The 18,623-nt window shown below is 60.7% G+C and carries 12 protein-coding genes; 9 read left to right on the plus strand and 3 right to left on the minus strand.

All coding sequences use genetic code 11. The features are described from left to right. Window positions 1-133 precede the first annotated feature (133 nt). The 9 genes from AC3ANW_RS21655 (at window position 134) to AC3ANW_RS21695 (ending at window position 15,043) form a co-directional block, all read left to right on the plus strand. The gene (locus AC3ANW_RS21655; RefSeq protein ID WP_488342888.1) at window positions 134-1,918 is read left to right on the plus strand and encodes a type I secretion system permease/ATPase; all 1,785 of its coding nucleotides are present in this window, start codon (window positions 134-136) and stop codon (window positions 1,916-1,918) included. After that, window positions 1,915-3,315 (plus strand): HlyD family type I secretion periplasmic adaptor subunit, encoded by a 1,401-nt coding sequence (locus AC3ANW_RS21660; RefSeq protein WP_488342889.1) that lies wholly within the window; start codon window positions 1,915-1,917, stop codon window positions 3,313-3,315. The genes AC3ANW_RS21655 and AC3ANW_RS21660 overlap by 4 nt, the downstream gene beginning before the upstream one ends. Window positions 3,316-3,320: 5 nt before the next feature. Beyond that, complete coding sequence (locus AC3ANW_RS21665) at window positions 3,321-4,532, plus strand: TolC family protein (protein ID WP_488342890.1); 1,212 nt, start codon at window positions 3,321-3,323, stop codon at window positions 4,530-4,532. 57 nt (window positions 4,533-4,589) lie between these two features. Further along, entirely contained in the window at window positions 4,590-5,945 is a 1,356-nt protein-coding gene (locus AC3ANW_RS21670) for a glycosyltransferase family 2 protein (protein WP_488342891.1), read from the plus strand. Then, window positions 5,942-7,204: a glycosyltransferase gene (locus AC3ANW_RS21675; RefSeq protein ID WP_488342892.1), complete on the plus strand. Its 1,263-nt coding sequence runs from the start codon at window positions 5,942-5,944 to the stop codon at window positions 7,202-7,204. The genes AC3ANW_RS21670 and AC3ANW_RS21675 overlap by 4 nt, the downstream gene beginning before the upstream one ends. A gap of 11 nt (window positions 7,205-7,215) precedes the next feature. Further along, a complete protein-coding gene (locus tag AC3ANW_RS21680; RefSeq protein ID WP_488342893.1) occupies window positions 7,216-8,046 on the plus strand; it encodes a class I SAM-dependent methyltransferase in 831 nt (276 codons plus the stop codon). Further along, window positions 8,043-13,199 (plus strand): glycosyltransferase, encoded by a 5,157-nt coding sequence (locus tag AC3ANW_RS21685; RefSeq protein WP_488342894.1) that lies wholly within the window; start codon window positions 8,043-8,045, stop codon window positions 13,197-13,199. The genes AC3ANW_RS21680 and AC3ANW_RS21685 overlap by 4 nt, the downstream gene beginning before the upstream one ends. Before the next feature lie 67 nt (window positions 13,200-13,266). Next, a complete protein-coding gene (locus AC3ANW_RS21690; protein ID WP_488342895.1) occupies window positions 13,267-14,049 on the plus strand; it encodes a hypothetical protein in 783 nt (260 codons plus the stop codon). Beyond that, window positions 14,030-15,043: an alginate O-acetyltransferase AlgX-related protein gene (locus tag AC3ANW_RS21695; protein WP_488342896.1), complete on the plus strand. Its 1,014-nt coding sequence runs from the start codon at window positions 14,030-14,032 to the stop codon at window positions 15,041-15,043. The genes AC3ANW_RS21690 and AC3ANW_RS21695 overlap by 20 nt, the downstream gene beginning before the upstream one ends. Here the strand turns inward: AC3ANW_RS21695 and AC3ANW_RS21700 are convergent. The 3 genes from AC3ANW_RS21700 to AC3ANW_RS21710 are packed head-to-tail and all read right to left on the minus strand — an operon-like array spanning window position 15,040 to window position 18,477. Continuing rightward, entirely contained in the window at window positions 15,040-16,200 is a 1,161-nt protein-coding gene (locus AC3ANW_RS21700; protein WP_488342897.1) for a hypothetical protein, read from the minus strand. The genes AC3ANW_RS21695 and AC3ANW_RS21700 overlap by 4 nt on opposite strands. Window positions 16,201-16,219: 19 nt before the next feature. Further along, complete coding sequence (locus AC3ANW_RS21705; RefSeq protein WP_488342898.1) at window positions 16,220-17,446, minus strand: glycosyltransferase family 61 protein; 1,227 nt, start codon at window positions 17,444-17,446, stop codon at window positions 16,220-16,222. Beyond that, window positions 17,395-18,477 (minus strand): hypothetical protein, encoded by a 1,083-nt coding sequence (locus tag AC3ANW_RS21710; RefSeq protein WP_488342899.1) that lies wholly within the window; start codon window positions 18,475-18,477, stop codon window positions 17,395-17,397. Before AC3ANW_RS21710 ends, AC3ANW_RS21705 begins: the two co-directional genes overlap by 52 nt. Window positions 18,478-18,623: the final 146 nt, after the last annotated feature.

Raw genomic sequence — 18,623 nt, forward strand, 5'->3', positions numbered from 1 at the left:
GCCGCCACGGCCGGACGACGCGCACGGCGCGACGTCCGGGCCTTCTCGACACAACCCTCCCCCTTCCCGGGTGGAGGGTTTTTCTGTTTCCGCAAACCACCGCTTTCTTCTTCTCCACGGAGGCAAACGCGCCATGCCAGACATCCCCAAACTCGACAGCCAGACGGCACCGGAGCATTCCACGCCGGTCGGCGACGTGCTGCGGCAATGCCGCAGCAGCTTCGTGGCCATCACCCTGCTAAGCATCGTCATCGAGGTGCTTTCGATCGCCCCCATCGTCTACATGTGGAACGCCTTCGACCGCGTGATGAGCAGCCGCAGCATCGTCACCCTCACATCGCTGACCTCCCTGATCGTCGGGGTCTACCTGTTCTGGTCGGCCATGGAATGGGTGCGCACCCGGCTGATGGTGCGGCTGTCGCTGCGGATTGACTGGGAACTGGCCGCCGATGTGTTCGACGCCTCGTTTCGCCGCCATGTCGGCCGACGCCATGTCAACGTGCAGCAGGTGATGGGCGACCTGCTGGAACTGCGCCAGTTCCTGGGCGGCAAGGGGGTGCTGTCGCTGTTGTCGGCGCCCTTCGCGGTGCTGTTCATCATCCTGGGTGCGGTGTTCCATCCCTACCTGGCGGTTTTTGCCCTGGTGGCCAGCGGCGTGATGTTGCTGGCGGGCCTGGTCAACCGCCGCATGAGCACCGCCGCCCTGAGGGCTTCGAACAATGCCAACGCCCGGTCCCTGCAGCTGGCCGGCAGCGTTTTGCGGCAGTCCGAAACCACCCTGGCGCTGGGCATGATGCCCGCCATGCGCAAGCGCTGGTACCGCAAGCATCGCGAGTTCCTGATGCTGCAGGTCAACTCCACCGAAGCGGCCGGCGTCGGCACCGGACTCACCAGCTTCCTGCAGCACAGCTTCCAGACGCTCGGCATGGCGCTGGGCCTGTTCCTTGCCATCGAAGGCGCCATCACCGGCGGCATGGTGATGGCGGCATCCATGCTGATCGCCCGCTCGGTCAGCCCCCTGCAGCAACTCATCGGCCAGTGGCCCGGTATCGTCAGGGCCCGCCAGGCCCTCGACCGCCTGAACGCTTTGCTGGCCGAGGACGACCGGCGCATGCAGCAGATGGCACTGCCCGACCCGGTCGGAAAACTGACGGTCGAAGGCCTTTCCGCCACCCCTCCGGGCGCTGAACGGCCGGTGCTGGCAGACATTCATTTTTCGCTCGAGGCCGGACAACAGCTGGCCATCGTCGGCCCCAGCGCGTCGGGTAAATCGTCCCTCGCGAAGCTGCTGGTCGGCGTGTGGAAACCGGCAAGCGGATCGGTGCGGCTCGACGGCGTGGACCTGTCCGAATGGAACCACGACGAACTGGGTCCGCGCATGGGTTACGTACCGCAGGAAATCGAGTTCTACGAGGGCACCGTCGCCGAGAACGTCGCGCGGCTGGGCGAGGTCGACGCCGACAAGGTGGTGATCGCCACCCGCATGGTGGGCCTGCACGAAATCATCCTGTCGTGGCCCAAGGGCTACGACACGATGCTGGGAGATGCCGGCTTCAGCCTGTCCGGCGGCCAGCGGCAGCGGCTGGCCATCGCCCGCGCCCTGTACGGCGATCCCGCCTACTTGGTGCTGGACGAACCCAACGCGAACCTCGACGAGGTCGGCGAGCAGGCCCTCATCGCCACCCTGCACCAGCTGCGCGAACGAGGCGCCACGGTCATCGTCACCACCCACCGGCCGCGGCTCATCGGAATCGTCGACCGCATGCTGGTACTGAAAGCCGGCCGTCAAGTGGGGTTCGGTACGCCGAAAGAACTGTTTGCAGCGGTACAAAAGGTACCGACTGCCCCGGATGCGCAACCTACAGTGACATCACCGGCCGACGATGGCCAGCCGCCCCAGATCGGAGTCAGTGCATGACCGCGCTAGTCACTCGTGCCCGCCAGTGGACACTGAACTGGAACCCCTACGACCCGGCCAGACTGCGTCCGTTGGGCGAAGGCCTGGAACCGCTGGTCCTGCAGGAGCGGAAGGTGCAGCGCAATGCGGTGGCCATCGTCTCGGTCAGCTTCCTGGTGTTCCTCGCATGGGCCACGCTGGCACCGCTGGATGGCGGTGTGGTGATCCCAGGCACCGTCACCGTTTCGGGTAACCGCAAGGCGGTCCAGCACCCCGGTGGCGGTGTGGTCGAGGACCTGCTGGTGCGCGAGGGTTCGCACGTCGATCAGGGTGATGTGGTGGTGAAGGTCAACCCGCTCGACAGCGAAGCCAACCTGAGCAACGCCGAGGCCCAGTACATCACCCTGCTGACCACCGAATCGCGCCTGCTGGCCGAACGCACCAACACCCCGATCCGCTGGAAAGCCGAGCTCGAACCGTTCGGCGAAACCGACCCGCGCGTACGCGAAGCCAAGCATGTGCAGATGCAGCTCTATGGCTCGCGCCGGGCGGACCAGGACAGCGCCAATCGCATCCTGCGCGAGCAGCTGGCCGGCCAGCAGGCCACCGCCCGCAGCCTGGTGCAGGTGGCCGCCGAAAAACGCAGCCAGCTGGTGCTGGTCGCCAATGAAGCCAGGAACACGGTGGAGCTGGCGAAAGAAGGCTACGTGTCCGAATCCAAGGCCAACGAAACCCTGCGCGCCCAAAGCAGCCTGCAGGCCGAAATGGCCAACCTGACCGCCGAAGCCAGCAAGGCCGACACCGCCATGGCCGCCACCCAGCTGCAGATGCTGCAGCAGCGCGGCGTGTTCAACAAGGACATCGACAACGAACTGTCCGACCTGCAGAAGAACCGCGACGCCTATCTGTCGCGCATGACCTCGCTGAAGTTCGCCCGTTACCTCACCGAGGTCAGGGCACCGGTGTCCGGCACGGTGGTCGGCCTGAAGGTCAACACCGTCGGCGGTGTCATCACCGCCGGCCAGGTGCTGATGGAAATCGTGCCCGACGGAGGCAACCTGGTCATCGAGGCGCAAGTGCCGCCGACCTCCATCGACAAGGTGCGCAAGGGCCTTCGGGCCGACCTGCGTTTCTCTGCCTTCAACCAGCGCAACACACCCGTCGTGCCCGGCATCGTCAAGCTGGTCGGCGTCGACCGGCTGGTCAGCACCAGCACCAGCTCCAGCGCCGGCAACAACAACGAGTACTACCTGGCCCAGGTCGAAACCACGCCCGAGGGACTGCAGCTGCTGGGCGCCAACCACATCCAGCCCGGCATGCCGGTCGAGGTCATCGTGAAGACCGGCGAACGCACCTTCATGAGCTACCTGACGAAACCCCTGCTCGACCGGTTTGCACGCAGCTTCAAGGAAGACTGAACCGAATGCCGAACCCCCTATCCGCGATAGTTTTCCTGTGTGGGGCCGCGTGTGCATGGAACCATGCAAAAGCCCAGAGCTACGAACAGGCGGTGGAAGCCGCCCGCACCGCCGACGCGCAATTCGCCGCACAACGGGCCGGTGTCGAAAGCAGACGTTCCCAGTCGCGGCAGGCCGCCACCGCGTACTACCCGTCGGGCGCGGTGTACTACAACCAGGCAGACGTCACCGCCAACGGGCGCAGCACACGCAGTGTCAGCATCACCCAGCCGCTGATCAGCTACGACCGCTACCTCACCCTCCAGCAGGCGGACCCGATAGCCGCGCTGGCCGATGCAGAACTGGCCCAGGCCAACACCGACCTGGCGCTGCGTGTTTTCACCGCCATGGCCGACGTGGTCCGTAACCGCGAGCAGATCCGCGCACTCACGCTGCAGATCGGCGGCCTGGAAGAACAGCTGCGCCGGGCCGTCCGCACGCGGGAGCTGGGCCAGGGCACGGTGACCGATGTCAGCGACTTTCGTGTCCGCGTGGCGGCGGCCCAGGCCAACCGCGTCAGCTTGCGCAACGCACTGACTGCGGCAGACCGCAACTTCACCCTGCTGACAGGCCTGCACGGCGACATCCCCGCCATGCAGGCGGACGTGCCTGCCTGGAACGATCCGCGTCCCCTGGACATGCTGATCGACGACGTCCGCGCCAGTGCGCCCCAGAACCGCACGGCGAGGATGAACGTCGCGCTGGCCGAACTCGCGTTGAAGCGGGTCAAGGCGCAATACCTGCCGCAAGTCTCGGCGCAGTTCGCCCGCGTATCCACCTCCGGCGTCACCAGCAGCAGCGATACCAACCGCATCGCCATCACGCTGACCGCTCCGCTCGGCTTTTCTCCGTGGTACGACAACCAGCGCGCCGCCCACGAATTGCAACGTACGCAGGACACCCAGCGATTCACCCAGGACAGCCTGGCCTCCGAAGTGGCACGGCTCGACGCCGCCATCCGGTCTTCCCGAGACGAAATCGACATCCGGCAGCAGGCGGTGGAAGCCGCACGACTTTCGGTGGATGCCAACGTGAAGAGTTACCAGGGCGGGGTGAAAACCAATATCGACGTGGTCACGAGTTACCAGCTCCTCGCCGATGCCGAGGTGGCGCTGGTGAATACACGCCTGATCTCGTCCGAAGCGCAGTTGCGCCTGGCGTTGTTGGCGGCCCGCTGACTTGCCGGCTTCAGCCCCTGCATGCAAACGTCACCAGCATCAAAAACAGGAAAAGCCTTGAATAACCTCACCATCGTAAAAGTCAAAAGCGAATTTTGCGAAGGGCTGAGTTTCAACTTCGAAGGACTCAAACGGGTCGGTAACCTGCTCATCCTGCACGGCTGGATCGTCGACCCGCATAAACAACTGGCCTCCATCGTCATGGGAAAACCCGGCGCTTCGAAAGGCGTCGACCTTAAAAACAGGCTGGTGCGTTTTGCAAGACCCGATGTCGTCGCCGCCTACAGCAGCCCGGACGCGAATATCCTGAGTCATTACGGTTTCGCCGCCATTGTCGAAGACGGCCCGGCCATGGAGAAGATTCTTCAGCTGGCGGTGGCTCTGGTTGCCACCAATGGCCGTGCCTTCATCGAAAGCCTGCGTGTCACCCAGATCGACAGCCGGGCCGAAACGCTGGCCTCCATCGTCGGCATCATTCCCGACCCTTACCTGAATGTGGAACGTTGCCAGAAGTTCTACCATCCCATATTCAAGGCGATTACCAGCAGTGCCCCTGAGCCTGTCGATGCCTGCGACGAAACACACGGTAGGCCCCCTGCGGCACCGCAGCTCACCGTCATTATTCCGCTCTATGGGGAAACCCGATTCGAACTGATTCAGATACCGGCCCTGGCGGCACTCGGCACCGGCGGCTGGGAAATCATCCTGGCGGTCGACGACCCTCGAATTCTGGAAAGCGTCCGCAGCAATACCCGGCGGCTGGTCCGGCTCTACGGCATTTCGATCCGGATCGTAGCGCCGACCCAGAACCAGGGATTCTCGGGAATCAACAACTTCGCGGCGGCCAAGGCCAGAGCTCGATATCTTCTGTTCCTGAATAGCGACTGTTTCATCGGCCGACGCGCGCCAGTTGAAAAAGCGCTGAATTGGCTGGCCCGCGACAATTCCGGTGCAGTGGGTTTCCGCCTCACCTATCCGGACAAGACCATTCAGCACGATGGCATGTCGGTGTCGTGCTGGAACCGCAATCCGGCCTTCATGTTGAACGAGCACCCCCGCCGCGGCCTGCCGATCAACCTGATTCCTCAACACCCGCCCGGTGAAGATGCGACCCTGCTGACGGCTGCATGCCTGATGGTTTCGGCGTCCCTGTTCCATCAGCTGAAGGGGTTTGACCGGGATTTCGTGCGTGGCGATTTCGAGGACTCGGACCTATGCCTGAGGATCATCGCCACCGGGCGCAGGCTGGGCATCGTTCGCGACGAGGGCCTGTTCCACCTCGAACGCCAGACCATCGGCCAGCAGGAAGGCGGGCTGCGGCAAAAAATCACCTTGATCAATGCGTTCATCTACACCCAGAAGTGGCGCAGGACGCTGGAACAGGGTCTGCAGAAACTCGAGGTGGTGCAATGAAACCCCTCATCGTCGCGCATGGACATCCGACCCTGCACCACGGTGGTGGTGAAGTGGCGGCCTATGCGCTGCATCGTTTGTTGCGAGCGCAAGGCCACCCGTCCGTTTTTGTGGGCTGGGGCGGGCAGTCGCATTCTGCGAATGGCGGCAGTCTCACGCAGATCGGCGAAGACGATTACCTGCTCTTCACCGATGCCGAGCATTTCAATTTCTCCTCGACATCCAGCCATCTGGTCGAAGCCTTCGGCGTATTGCTGCAGGCCTACCAGCCCGACGTGGTGCATTTGCACCATTACCTGCATATCGGCATCGAAGCAGCCGCCCTGGTCAAGAAAATCCGACCCGGAACCCGGGTGGTGCTGACCTTGCATGAATACCTCGCCATTTGCGCGAACAATGGCCAGCTATTCACCAAAACCAATGAAATCTGTGCGGGCTACGCGCCGGAACGCTGTGTGGCCAAGTGTTTTCCGCATATCCGGCCAATAGCGTTTTTCATGCGCGAAATCGTCGTCAAGTCGGCCCTTGGTTTCGTTGATGAATTCATAGCACCCTCCCAATTTTTGGCAAATCAATATATTGCCTGGGGCGTATCGGCATCCCGCATGTCGGTGGTGGAAAACCCCCTGATGGTCATCCGACCTGCCGCTTCGGCAGTGAAAAGAAAGCCTCCCAACCCGAATGCCGGACTCAGGATCGGATTTTTCGGGCAGATCAATTTTTATAAAGGGCTGGACATCGTGGTCGAGGCGGTCCGGCTTGCAAGAAACGACGGGATGGATATCACACTCGGCATCCACGGCAATTTCTCTTCGGTGACCGGCGAAACTTATATCGAGAATCTAAAATCGCGCATCGCAGCCATGCCGACATCCGTCATGCACCGCGGACCCTATGCGCAATCGGACGTATCCACACTGATGGCGGGTTATCAATTCGTGGTCATGGGTTCCCGCTGGTTCGAGAATTCTCCCGTCGTCATTCAAGAAGCCATCAATGCAGGTATTCCCCTGATCGTGCCGGCCCATGGCGGCATGACGGAGAAAGTCGAGGGCATCGGCCTCGGTTACCGACCCGGCGATGCCGCTGACCTGGCCGAGGTATTGAAAACCCTGACTGCACAAAAGCTGGATGCCTTGAATGCAGCCGTCCAGAGACGCGCCGGGACCGCCGAAATCACCCATGCCCGCAGTCTGGAAGAAATCGTCGCGATCTACCTCCGGAATCCGGCCGAAAACTCGCCGAGCCATACCACTTGAACGCTAGCCGCATGCAAATCACCACATCACAGAACCAGGATCTGGAGTCCCGGTTTATCGCCGTGGCCGATGCCGGCTTTCGCGCCCGGTCCACCATTGAATACAAACGGGTTTCGGCCTGGGTGGGCAAACAGGTGAATCTCGAGCGTGCGGCCATTCTGGACTTTGGTTGCGGCGAGGGTGTACCGGCGGTTTCCTTCGCGTTGCGCCACCCGCAAGCCAGTGTCACAGGTTATGACATCACGCCGCCTCGCTTGAAAAATCTCCAGGCATTGTTTCAAAAGGAAATGGCGACCGATCTACCCGGCAACGTAGATTTCTGCCATGTCTGGGATGCATTGGCTGGCAAGAGATTCGACCTGGTCTATGCCTGGTCGGTATTCGAGCATATTACCCCGCAGGAAATGCCGGTTGTCCTCAGCCGACTGCGTGAAATAATTGCCCCGGGCGGTTGCCTTTTTGTCAATTGCGAGCCGCTGTTCTATTCTCCACATGGTTCGCACCTGCGGAAATTCCTCAAAACGCCCTGGTACCACCTTCGTGAAACCCTCTCGAATATCAAGGATCAGGTCATTTCAGAAAATGCCACAGAACGTAATGCACGGGAATGGGCGCAATTCACTTCCTTGAATCGATACACCCATCTGGATTTGCGGCGCGAATTCGAGCATGGCGGATTCAAACTGGTTCGGGAGCATCTGGCGCTGACTGCAGAAACTCCCCCGGCGGATTTGTTGCATGTTTTCAATCCACAGATTCTGGCGGTGGACGGAGCGCAGTTCCTGCTGGTGCCCGCTGAACCAGAGAAACAGACGGTGACCCCCCGCGGAGTTGCGACATGAACGTTCCCGTACCCGCCATTGTCCGCGCCGAATCGGCGTTGGATACGATTCTGCAGCTCTCGGCCGCCTTTCAGCAGCTGGTGGGAAAGTTGAAGGTCCACCATGAATCACGGGCAGTGCTGATCGAGCAAATATCCATGGCGGCCAGCCAACTGGCTCTGGAACAGGCGCGTTCGGCGCCCATATTGGGTTTGATCCATGAAAATCCCTCCCTGTTCCGGCATCCGACGCAGAGCGGAATCGACCATGTATGGGATATGCGCCGCCGCTGGCACGAGGCGCTGGCCAAGCTGAACAGCCAGTTCGAGATTTATGCCGATTTGATCGAAGCTGGGCGTGATTCGAATGCAGCCGGTCGAAAACGCCACCAGGAACTGATGGAGCGCGCGGTCGAGGCAGAGTTGCAGGCGTCCACCGCTCAGGACTGGCTCACCTTGGCGGTCGAGGCCTTGCGGTATGCACGCAAATCGAGCGTACAACGAGCCCGATTGGTATTGCCGGCCGAAACGGCGAGAGAGAAATTCACGCCGGCCATGAGCATCGACGCCATGGCGAAAATCATCGGCGACAGCGGGCTGTTCGACGCTGCCTATTATTTGTCGCAATGGCCAGAGGTGACCGACCCGCACATCGATCCGCTGCGGCATTACCTAGAGCACGGCTGGCATAGCGGACACGATCCTTTGCCACTGTTCTCCTGCGGCTATTATTTGCGCCAAGGCCCGAATCTGCTGGAGCGCGGTGAGGAGCCGCTGACACATTACCTGCTGGCCGGCCCGACCGCGAGCCGTAATCCGCACCCTTTGTTTCTCAGCGATTATTACCGCGGCCAATTACCCCGAAAATCGGCTGCCAGGGTTTCGCTGCTCTCTGATTTTCTGGCAAGGAAAAACGCCCCCAGCCCGCATCCGTTGTTCGATACTGCATATTATGCCGAGCAGGCCGGGCTGAAGGCTCCAGGCGCCGCACTCGCCATGCTGCATTATCTGGTGGTGGGCTGGCAGCATGAGCAGGCGTTTTCGCCGATGTTCAATGCCGTGTTCTACAAATCGCAGTGGCCCAAAGGCGTGGTGGCATCCGAGCCGTATGCCCATTATCTGGAATTCGGCATCGCCAACCAGCTGGACCCGCACCCTCTATTCGACGTGGGTTTTTATCTCCAACACCGGATCGAAATCGATTTCAAGGCTGAAGATCCGCTGGTGGATTTTCTGCTGGAAGGCGAAGCCGCCGGTGTATCGCCCTCGCCCTTTTTCGATACCAATTTTTATGCGCTCAAATACCGGCAACGGGGCGAGCTGCGCGGGTCCTTGAATCATTTCCTCATGGAAGGAGGCAAGGTCGATGATTGGCCGCGGGCGGATTTTCCCAGCGATCGTTACCGGGAAGCGTTCATGCCCGGGCTGGCACCTGCAGTCGGCCACAGTGCCATCGAGCATTTCCTGACCCAAGGTATTCCGGAACTCTCGACCGAGTTTTTACCCCCTCGGCGCGAGAAGTCCGTCAAGCGCGCCGCCGCCAAAAACGCAGGCCGCATACCGGCCGGCCAGCCGCCACCGATTCCCCTGGTCGACGCTGCGCGCGGCGAGGCGAGAAACTACAAACAATATCCCGGCAAACGTGCGTATGTGCAGGGCATACCCAACATTCTGCTGGTCGGCCATGCTGCGGGCGAAAAACTGTTCGGTAGTGAACGCAGTTTTCTCGACATGGTTGACGGACTGACCTCCCTGCCCGCCAATGTCTATGTGGTGCTGCCGCGTAATGTGCCCGATTACACCAATGCCATTCGGCCCATGGTGCAATTCGTTTCCACTTTTGAATATGGCTGGTGGCGCAGCGGAGAAAACCCTTCCACCGACGCACAGGCACTGTTTGAAGACCTGATCAAAAGCCTGCGCATTGACGTGGTTCACTGCAATACCATCATGCTGCGCGAATGTGTTGCGGCCGCCCGCAAGACCAGGATCCAAAGTGTCACCCACGTCCGGGAATTGATTACCGAAGACCAGGCGCTGCTCGATCTCATCGGCGAAGATGCGCCGGGTATTATCCAGGCGGTAACGCGCCGCACCGACTGGATTATCGGAAACTCCCAGCTCACGGCCCGGATTTTTGATAAACCGAACCACACCTTCACCATTCCGAATACGCTTGCGGTCGACGAATACGATATTCCCAATCTCCAGGAACCGGGGCGGGTGCGGTTCGGCCTGATCAGCAGCAATATTCCCAAAAAGGGCTTGCAGGATGTGGTGGAGTTGGCGATCTGCTGCGCGAAGTCCTGCCCGGAGGCTGAATTCCACCTGATCGGCCCGATAACTGCGACGGTGGAAGATCTGCAGGCGCAGCAGCAGGCGGGAACGCTGCCGTCGAACCTGGTTTTTCCGGGATATGCAGCAAGTCCGCTGGCCGCCATTCGTCAGGTGCAGGTGGTCCTCAATTTTTCGCATTTCGCAGAGTCCTTCGGGCGTACCGTGCTCGAAGCCATGGCGGCGGGCCGGCCGGTTGTGGCCTATGAATGGGGGGCATTGCCCGAACTGGTGCAGCACGGCGTAACAGGTTTCCTGGTGCCTTATCGCAATCCGGCGGCCGCATTGCCATTCATCGAGTTCTTGTGCCGGGATCCGGATGCAATTGCCCAGTTCGGCGAGGCGGCACGGGGCGTGGTCGCGAAAAACTACGGCTTCACGCCATACCGGCGCCAGTTGAAGGACGCTTATGCCCGCATCGTGGCGCCGGCAGCGTCGAACGTCGATGTCCCCGTTGTCAAGCCGGCGCGCCTGGCCAATATCAAGACGGTCGAGGACAAACCACGCATCGCCTATTTCTGCTGGCATTTCCCGGTGCCGTCCGAAACCTTCGTATTGAACGAACTCGAGGTCCTGGTTCAGCAGGGACATGACGTCATCGTGTTTTGCCGGCAGACGCCGCACAAGAATTTCAAGCTGTCTTTTCCCATCCATTCCGAGCGTGTGGATTCGGTGGCCATGCTGACGCAGCGGCTGCGTGAAACCAGCCGGACGGTTGTGCATGCGCATTTTGTATTTCCTACCGTGACCGAGATGGTCTGGCCGGCCTGTGAAAAGGCGGAAATACCATTCACTTTCATCGCGCATGCGCAGGATATCTTCAAGTACGAAAATGAAAAACGGAACCGCCTGGCGGAGATCGGTGCATCCCGCTGGTGCCGCAAAATGTTCACACTGTCTGAATTCCACCGGGATTATGTTGCCGAGCGTGGTTTCCCGGCGCACAAGGTGGTGATCAATCCCAATGCGGTGGTGACGGAGAAATTCGCTGCGGCACGATTGGTGGACCGCGAGGATCGGGTTTTTCGCAGGGTGCTGGCGGTACACCGTTATGTGCCAAAGAAAGGATTATCCCTGCTCATCGAGGCTTTTTCTCTGGTGCAAGATCTGGACATCGAGCTGGATATTTTCGGTTATGGAGATTGCGAGGCGGAGTATCGATCAATCGTGCAGCGCCTCGGTTTGACGAATGTGCGCATCAACGGGCAGATCAGCCAGGCCGAAGTCATTGACCAGATGCGGCATGCCGATCTGTTCGTCTGCCCGTGCATCCGCACCGGGGACGGCGACATGGATGGCATTCCGACATCCATCGTGGAGAGCATGGCGGCGGGCCTGCCGGTGCTGGCAACCAATATCGCAGGCATTCCCGAACTGGTGGTCGACGGCCTGACCGGATTGATCTGCGAAGCGACGGCGGCCGGTGTGGCGCAAGCCATCCGCCGCTTTTATGCCATGCCGGCGGTGCAGGTTCGGGCCATGATCGATGCCGCCGCCGAACGGGCCGTTCGCAATCACGATGCCAGACGTTCGGTGCGCGTGCTGACACGCGTCTGGGAAAATCGGGCGACCGATATTCTTGTCGTCGCCTGGAACAACCTGGCGGAATTGAAAGGCGTGGTGCAACGTATTCTGCAGAATACCGCGCTGCCGTTTCACCTGATCATTTGCGATAACCAGAGCGAAAAAGAGCCGGTGGCGCAATACCTGGACCTGCTCTGGGAAAATGAAGAACGTGTGACGGTCATCCACAATAACCGCAACGCGATGGTGGGCCCGGGAACCAACACCGCGCTGGCCGAGGGCCGGGGTGATATCGCGATCTACGTGTGCGGCAAGGAAGGTTTCAGTTTTGCGAACGGCTGGGAAATCCCGTTCATCCACGCCATGGACGCGAATCCGCAAGGCGGTCTGGTGGGAACCATAGGCCGCTCACCGACCTACCTGACCGGCCAGGATTACCCGAAGGGCATCAGCCTTTTCGACAAGTTCCGCAACCGGGATTTCGCCTCTGAAAATCGCGAACGGATTTTTGGGCACATACAGGGTGGATTATTTGCGATGCGTCGCACCATGATCGATAAAATTGGCGGGTTTTCCAGCGAAGTGCCGCACGATTATACCGACGTCGAATATTCGTATTATGCGGAAAGCTGTGGCTGGCAACTGGTCGAGACTCCGCAGGTCATGGCCCTCTTCAACAAGAGCCGGCCGACGCTCTCTCAGCGCTTCGACGAAACCATCATCGTGGCCCATCCCTGCATGCTCGACGAACTGGCCACCTTCGACCGGGTGCGCAGCGGGGAACTGCAGCATTGCAATATCTGCAACTGGTTCGGAGCCGGGTTCGATGGTCACGGGATATGCCCGGACTGCCGCAGCGGTCCGGCTGACCGCGGTTTGTACCGGTGGTTGAGCGAATCGCCCTTCATGTATCGCCGTCTGGCCGCATTGGCTATCGGTCTGGAAGGGCGGATCGAACAAACCTGGGCAGAACAATTCCAGGGACCGCGAATGGCGAAAGCCAAGCTGGTCGACGAGTTGCAGACTCATCGGCGATTGAAGAACGCCGCGAACGGTTTCCACCTCGCGCTGGTCCGCCTGACGGGCGAGGACCGGGAGCATTTCGGCATCGTGGCCTTCGAACTGGCCAGGCTTCTGCGTGGCGACGGTGTTGCGCTGTTTCAGGGAGAGCGCGATGACCACGACTGGCGGCCGCACCGCGCGTTGCTGGCGGCTGCCATGGCCGCCCACGGATGGCTGCTCCAGGAAGACGTCCGCTACACCAGCCGGGCCGTGGCTTATTCGCCGTCGCCGATGCTGGTTTTCAGAAAGTCTTGACTCCGCTTTGTGGAATGAAAGGTTCAGGCTCATGGCCGAAAATAATCTTCGTGGAAGCATCGATGCAGTGCGCATCGGCAAGGACTTCATCAATATCGAAGGCTGGGTGTGTAGGGCGGACCAGAAGCAGGCGGAAACCCCCTTGGTGTTTTCCTGGCTCGAGCAGAAATTCAGCGGCTTCGGCCTGAATCTCCGGCCCGATCTTGCGAAAGCCGGTATCGCCAACGGAGTCGCGGGCTTCAATATCCTGATTCCGCAGGATGGGGCGCGGATGCCGGAGCGCTTTGCACTGGAGGTCACCGACTTGAGCGGTGCGAGTCGCGAGCTCACCGCAGCAGCCACTTCGATCGCGACATTCACTCCGTCGGGTGCGATCGACGGACTCAACTCCCAGATCATCAGCGGCTGGATCTTCAATCCCGCGCCGCCGGGTCCCGCCCGGGCCGGCCACGACATCTGCCACGCCCATCTGTTTTTCGAGGACGAATACGTGGGCGGCGTCGTTCCGCACCTGGAACGCATCGACCTGGCTTTCGACCTGGGCGACGGTCGAAAGATGTTCGGCTTCGAGGTGTCCGGCGAAGTCGTGCTGGATGCCGTCCAGCGGATGGCCGCCCGCCGACGGGGTCGGGACGGCCGGCTGTCGCTGGTGGCGTCCGGTTTGTGCCTGTCGGTGGCGGTTCTGCGTTGGAGCGACGACAAGCTGGTCATGGTCGAGGTGAAGAGTTTCCAGCCGGCAATCCACAAGGTGGCCGCCAGCGACCATCTGGCGAAGTACTGGTTCAAGCCGGCGCCGATGGATATGCCAAATGCACCCAACAGGGAAACCCATGACATTGGATTTGAATAACTTCGTCATCCAGGGCACCGGAGGGTTTCTATATCTCGGCGGAGGGAATCACCGCGTGCTGGATTTTCTGACCGGTGCGTCCGAGATTCCGCAACAGGCCTTCGAACGATTTGAAAGAAACCTGGAAATGCGGGCCGCCTATGCGCAACGGGCTGGAGCCAGGTATCTCCACTGTGTCGCGCCGGACAAACATTCGGTGGTGCGTGAGCATTTCCCGGTACCGGTCCGGTGCATAGCAGGCGAAGCCTTTGGCGAAAAGGTGAAAACGCCATTTCTGTTCCCAGTGGCTGCCCTGCGGAAATGCGCGACGTCATTCGGTTACCTGAAAACCGATACCCATATGAATTTCGACGGGCGTCTGACGTTCGCCAGTCTGATCCTGCAGCAACTCGGCGTGGATGCGGCGGCCCTGGAGCGTCGCCGGGAGAGCCTCGCCGGCCTCAAGAAGATCTTTCCTGATTTTTCCGGTGACCTGGGCAGCAAGTTGAACCCGCCGCAGACCGAATCAGCGGAGGTCGGGGTGCAGTTCGACCGGCATGGCGCGGTGCTGCATTATTCGAATTACATCGGCGGAAACAATGGACTGATCGCCGCACAGTTCAACCTCGAGTCTGCCAACAATGACCGGCTGCTGATATTCGGGGATTCCTTCGCATTGCACTGCCTGCCGATGCTGTCCCCGTTCTTCAAGGAAACGTTTTTTCTGCGGACACTGTATTTCCATCCCGACCTGGCGGATGCCTTCCAGCCGACGCACATCCTGACTTCCAATGCGGAGCGCTACCTGCCCAACATCAGCAACGACCAGGATGCGCCCCTCGGCCTGCTGATGGCGGCGCTTCACGGCAAACCCTGGTCGGCAGATGTAATGCAGAGCCAGGCCATCAACGCTGCACTGCAACCGACCGGGCCGCGCAGCAGAAACTTCTGGCGTGAGATTGCAGCCGAACACCACGCGGGCAGCGCGGCGCCGGGCAAGATCGTGATGGTCTAGACATCCGTGCGGTCCGCATTCGCCTTGTCTATCGCCGCATTGATTGCGGCTGCGCAGGCGATGACACTCGGATGCTCGGGCTGGAGCGACCGCGCGATCTCCGATGCTTCGTGCGCAAGCGCCAGGCGGCCCAGTCGCAGATAACAGCGCGCCAGCGAGTTCCGGACCAGCCCATCGTGTGGGTTCAATTGGTTGTATCGCTCGTAGAACTGCACGCTTTCTTCGAGTTGCCCGGCTTTTTCCAGGCAAACCGCCTGGGTCCGGACAACGGATGAACGTGCGGGCAGCAGACGATAGGCCGCAGCGGCGGCCGCCAGAGCGTTGGGCAGGTCGTTCAAGCGCAGATACGCGTTCGCCAGCGTGTCGTGACAGAGGCCCGCCTGTTTTCCATCCATGGCGTCGCCCCGGTTGTCGACCAGTCTTCGGGCGCAGTCGGGCCGTCTGGGCGCCAGTGCCTGGGCGATGCCGGACAGCCTTGCACCCGAATTCGCCCGCATGCCGCGTGCGAGTGATTTGACGTTCGCCAAGTCACCGTCCAGGCAGGCGAGGATCAGCCTCGCCATGCTGATGGTGCCGGCCGCGATCTTGATGCAGTCGTGACCTGCATACGGCAGCGGGATGGTTTTCAGATGAGGTGCCGCAGCCATGATGCGGGCTGCATTCTGCAAGTCGAAATCGACCTGGGGATCGAAGAACAGGTGGGCGTTTTCCGCCACGTCCTGCGACTTGATGGACATCCGTTCATGCAGCGCATTCTGGAAATACCGGGTGTAGGCGGTATCGGCGATGCCATCTGCGGGGTCGATGGAGGTCTGCGCGCCGAAGGTCACGGCCGTCGAGACCCCGAGCCGCCTGGAGTATTTGAGCGCGCCATAAGCACCCATGGATGAGCCATAGGAAATTCTGTAGCGAAACCGTTGCAGGATTTTTTCCAGATCGGTCATGAGGCGATGCATATCGGCCGCCGGGTACCAGTTATTGCGCCTGGGCACGAAGCCGATGGCGGAAAACCCGGCTTTACCGGCGAACTGCTGCCCCCAGAACTCATCCGCAGCACACTGGAAGTCCAGCGGGGCAAAGGTGATCAGCAAATGGTTGCCACCACGATCATCGAATACAGCGGCGACTTCCGATGTGGCTGTGATCGTTTTGGGCATGGATTTTTATCTTCCGTCGTTACAGCGAAAAATGCTTCAGGCCCTTGTCGAGCGTCTGGCTCGGCAGCAGAACGGAGTCCTTGTTCCAGATCCAGTCCTTGCCGGTCGGAATCATGTCTGCCGCATATTCAAAGCCGGACAGATTGGCGATTGCGCGATAAAGCCAGCGTCCCCAGAGTTTGTCCGGAAATATCTCGAAGATCTTCACGCCCTTCCGGCAATGCCACAGGTTGGCCAGGCCCGCACCGTGTTCGGCAAAAATGACCGACGCATTGCGAAAATAGGAAGCCTGCGCGGAAAAAGACAGGTCTGCCAGTTCGACACATGCAAATCCGTTTTCATGTGCCCACAGAATAATGCGTTCCCGGTTCTCGAGTTCACGGATCGATTTCCGTTCGCGCAGCACATAGATACGTTCCGGCGCATCCTGGATATTGGGATCGAGCGACAGGGCGAATTCAGCCATCATCGGTGGCATGACACGTTTGATGCGCTGCAGGTTGTGGCGCCGCGCCCCGGTAGAGAGAATCAAGGCCTCGCTGCACACACTGGTGCGGCCGCTGATATTCATAGCGCAGGCCGGCGGATAGAAAGGTGCGTAGAGTTCCTTGAACTTGTCCTGCTTTTGCTGCGGCACGAAGGCGGCGTAACCAAGGGTGAATCCGCTGGACAGATCGGGACGTAACCCGGCGACATAGATTGCGGGCAGTACTTCGTGAAGAAAAACCGAATAATTGAAGGTGCCGAATTTCGAGGTGCAGTAGATCGGCTCCTTGAAATGGTTGTTGATGGGCAGCGTCAGTGGCCGGTCGGTGCTCATGCCGTTGTCGACCAGCGAACCCTCCAGGGTTTCTGCGATCACCCAGCCGTCGTGGGTAATGATGGCGCCGGTGGGCAGCATGAAGCAGTTTTTGATCGCATGGATCTCTATCGAGTCGAATTGGAATTCGTTCAGCCTCAAACCCGGCGAACCCTGCAGAAAGGATTCGGCATTGGATGTCCTCACCGTGAGCGGCGGCCGGATGACGATGGAAGATTTGCAAACGTCGCCAGCCGATTTGATGCCTTCGATATGCACGGAAATTTCCATTGAATATTCAACCTTTTCGTTTTGAGAGGCGAGCACCTGCTTCCCACGTGTCTGCCATACGGGGGTCCGGTCGGCATTCAAAATCATCAGCGGATTCGACGGAGTCAGCGGAAATGCAGCTCGGCGGCGCTGATCAGCGGCAGGTAACGTTTGCACCAGTCGGGGCCGGCGGTCTGCAGGAGGTACAGGTTCCGGTAGTTCAGCCAGCAGGCATAAAGCCAGCGCGATCGGGTGCGGTGGGCCACGTCCTTCATTTCGCGAAGTCGCTGCAGATGGGTGTTGAGGCGGACCTCGGCGGCCGGCAGGGCCAGCTTGTGGGTTTTCAGTCCCCGGCCCTCACGGGCCAGGAACAGCGGCAGCAGTCGTTCGACGATGAATGGCCAGTAGGTTGAGCCGGCGTGGTGGTTGTCGGGGTCGCTTAGCGGGGAGTCGAGCACCTTCAGCACCGAATCCGGCACGCCGGCGCGCACCCGGTCGAGCAGCCCGCGCACCCAGGGCAGGTACAGGCCCCAAAAGGCCGGACTCCCGACGAAAAAATTGCAGGTGGAGAAAAGCGGCGAGGGATGCAACGCGCCGAGTTCTTCCACCGGCAGGCCGCCCGCCTCGAAGACGGCGGTGCACAAGGCGGTGAAGTTGGGATGCGAAGGTACGCCCTGCTGCCAGCTGTTGATGAACAGAGCCTCATGTTCGGGAAAGGGATTGCAGTAATACAAATCGTGGCCGGGCTGGGCGGCGATGGCCTGGCGCAGGGCGTGGCCGCTCAAGCCGGTCTTGACGCCGAACCGCCACGACAGCGCACCCCACAGCGGAGCCTGGCCCAGGCCTTCGTCCCGGGCCAGGCGTTCGAAGACGGCGAACTCGTGCAGCGGATCGGTGTTGGCCGAGTTGTCCAGCGGAATGAAGGCGGCGTCGAGCGCTGGCCTTTGTTCCGACAGGAAGTAGATCTGGTAGATGGGGAGGGACTTCTCGGGCCGGGCCTTGCCGACCACGGCCGTGGTCCGTTGGCGCGGCGCGGTTTTGGGCACGGCCTTCCTGGCTGCGCTTTTCTCGATGACGATCTTCAGGGCGGGCTTGGCGGCCTGCGGAGACGGCGCACCGGCGACGACTTTCGCCGGAGGCCGGGCGGTGGATTTGGCAGCAGTCTTGGCAGACACGGTCCCGGTGCCGGGCTTGGATTTTGAGGGCATGGAGAGTGAAGAGTTGGCAGCATTACCTCCACATCACCTTACCGGTGGATACGGTTTGCCAACACCGCCCCGATTAGTCCGTCCATCCCGCCTCGGTGCAATAAAAAAGATGCAGGCTTGATAAAGGCGACATGTATCCGGATGCA

The sequence above is a fragment of the Xylophilus sp. PBN-3R genome (assembly GCF_057747805.1).

Coding starts and splice junctions, on each gene's coding strand:
- AC3ANW_RS21655 (WP_488342888.1), top strand. CDS start 134: ATGCCAGACATCCCCAAACTCGACAGCCAGACGGCACCGGAGCATTCC.
- AC3ANW_RS21660 (WP_488342889.1), top strand. CDS start 1,915: ATGACCGCGCTAGTCACTCGTGCCCGCCAGTGGACACTGAACTGGAAC.
- AC3ANW_RS21665 (WP_488342890.1), top strand. CDS start 3,321: ATGCCGAACCCCCTATCCGCGATAGTTTTCCTGTGTGGGGCCGCGTGT.
- AC3ANW_RS21675 (WP_488342892.1), top strand. CDS start 5,942: ATGAAACCCCTCATCGTCGCGCATGGACATCCGACCCTGCACCACGGT.
- AC3ANW_RS21680 (WP_488342893.1), top strand. CDS start 7,216: ATGCAAATCACCACATCACAGAACCAGGATCTGGAGTCCCGGTTTATC.
- AC3ANW_RS21685 (WP_488342894.1), top strand. CDS start 8,043: ATGAACGTTCCCGTACCCGCCATTGTCCGCGCCGAATCGGCGTTGGAT.
- AC3ANW_RS21695 (WP_488342896.1), top strand. CDS start 14,030: ATGACATTGGATTTGAATAACTTCGTCATCCAGGGCACCGGAGGGTTT.
- AC3ANW_RS21700 (WP_488342897.1), bottom strand. CDS start 16,200: ATGCCCAAAACGATCACAGCCACATCGGAAGTCGCCGCTGTATTCGAT.
- AC3ANW_RS21710 (WP_488342899.1), bottom strand. CDS start 18,477: ATGCCCTCAAAATCCAAGCCCGGCACCGGGACCGTGTCTGCCAAGACT.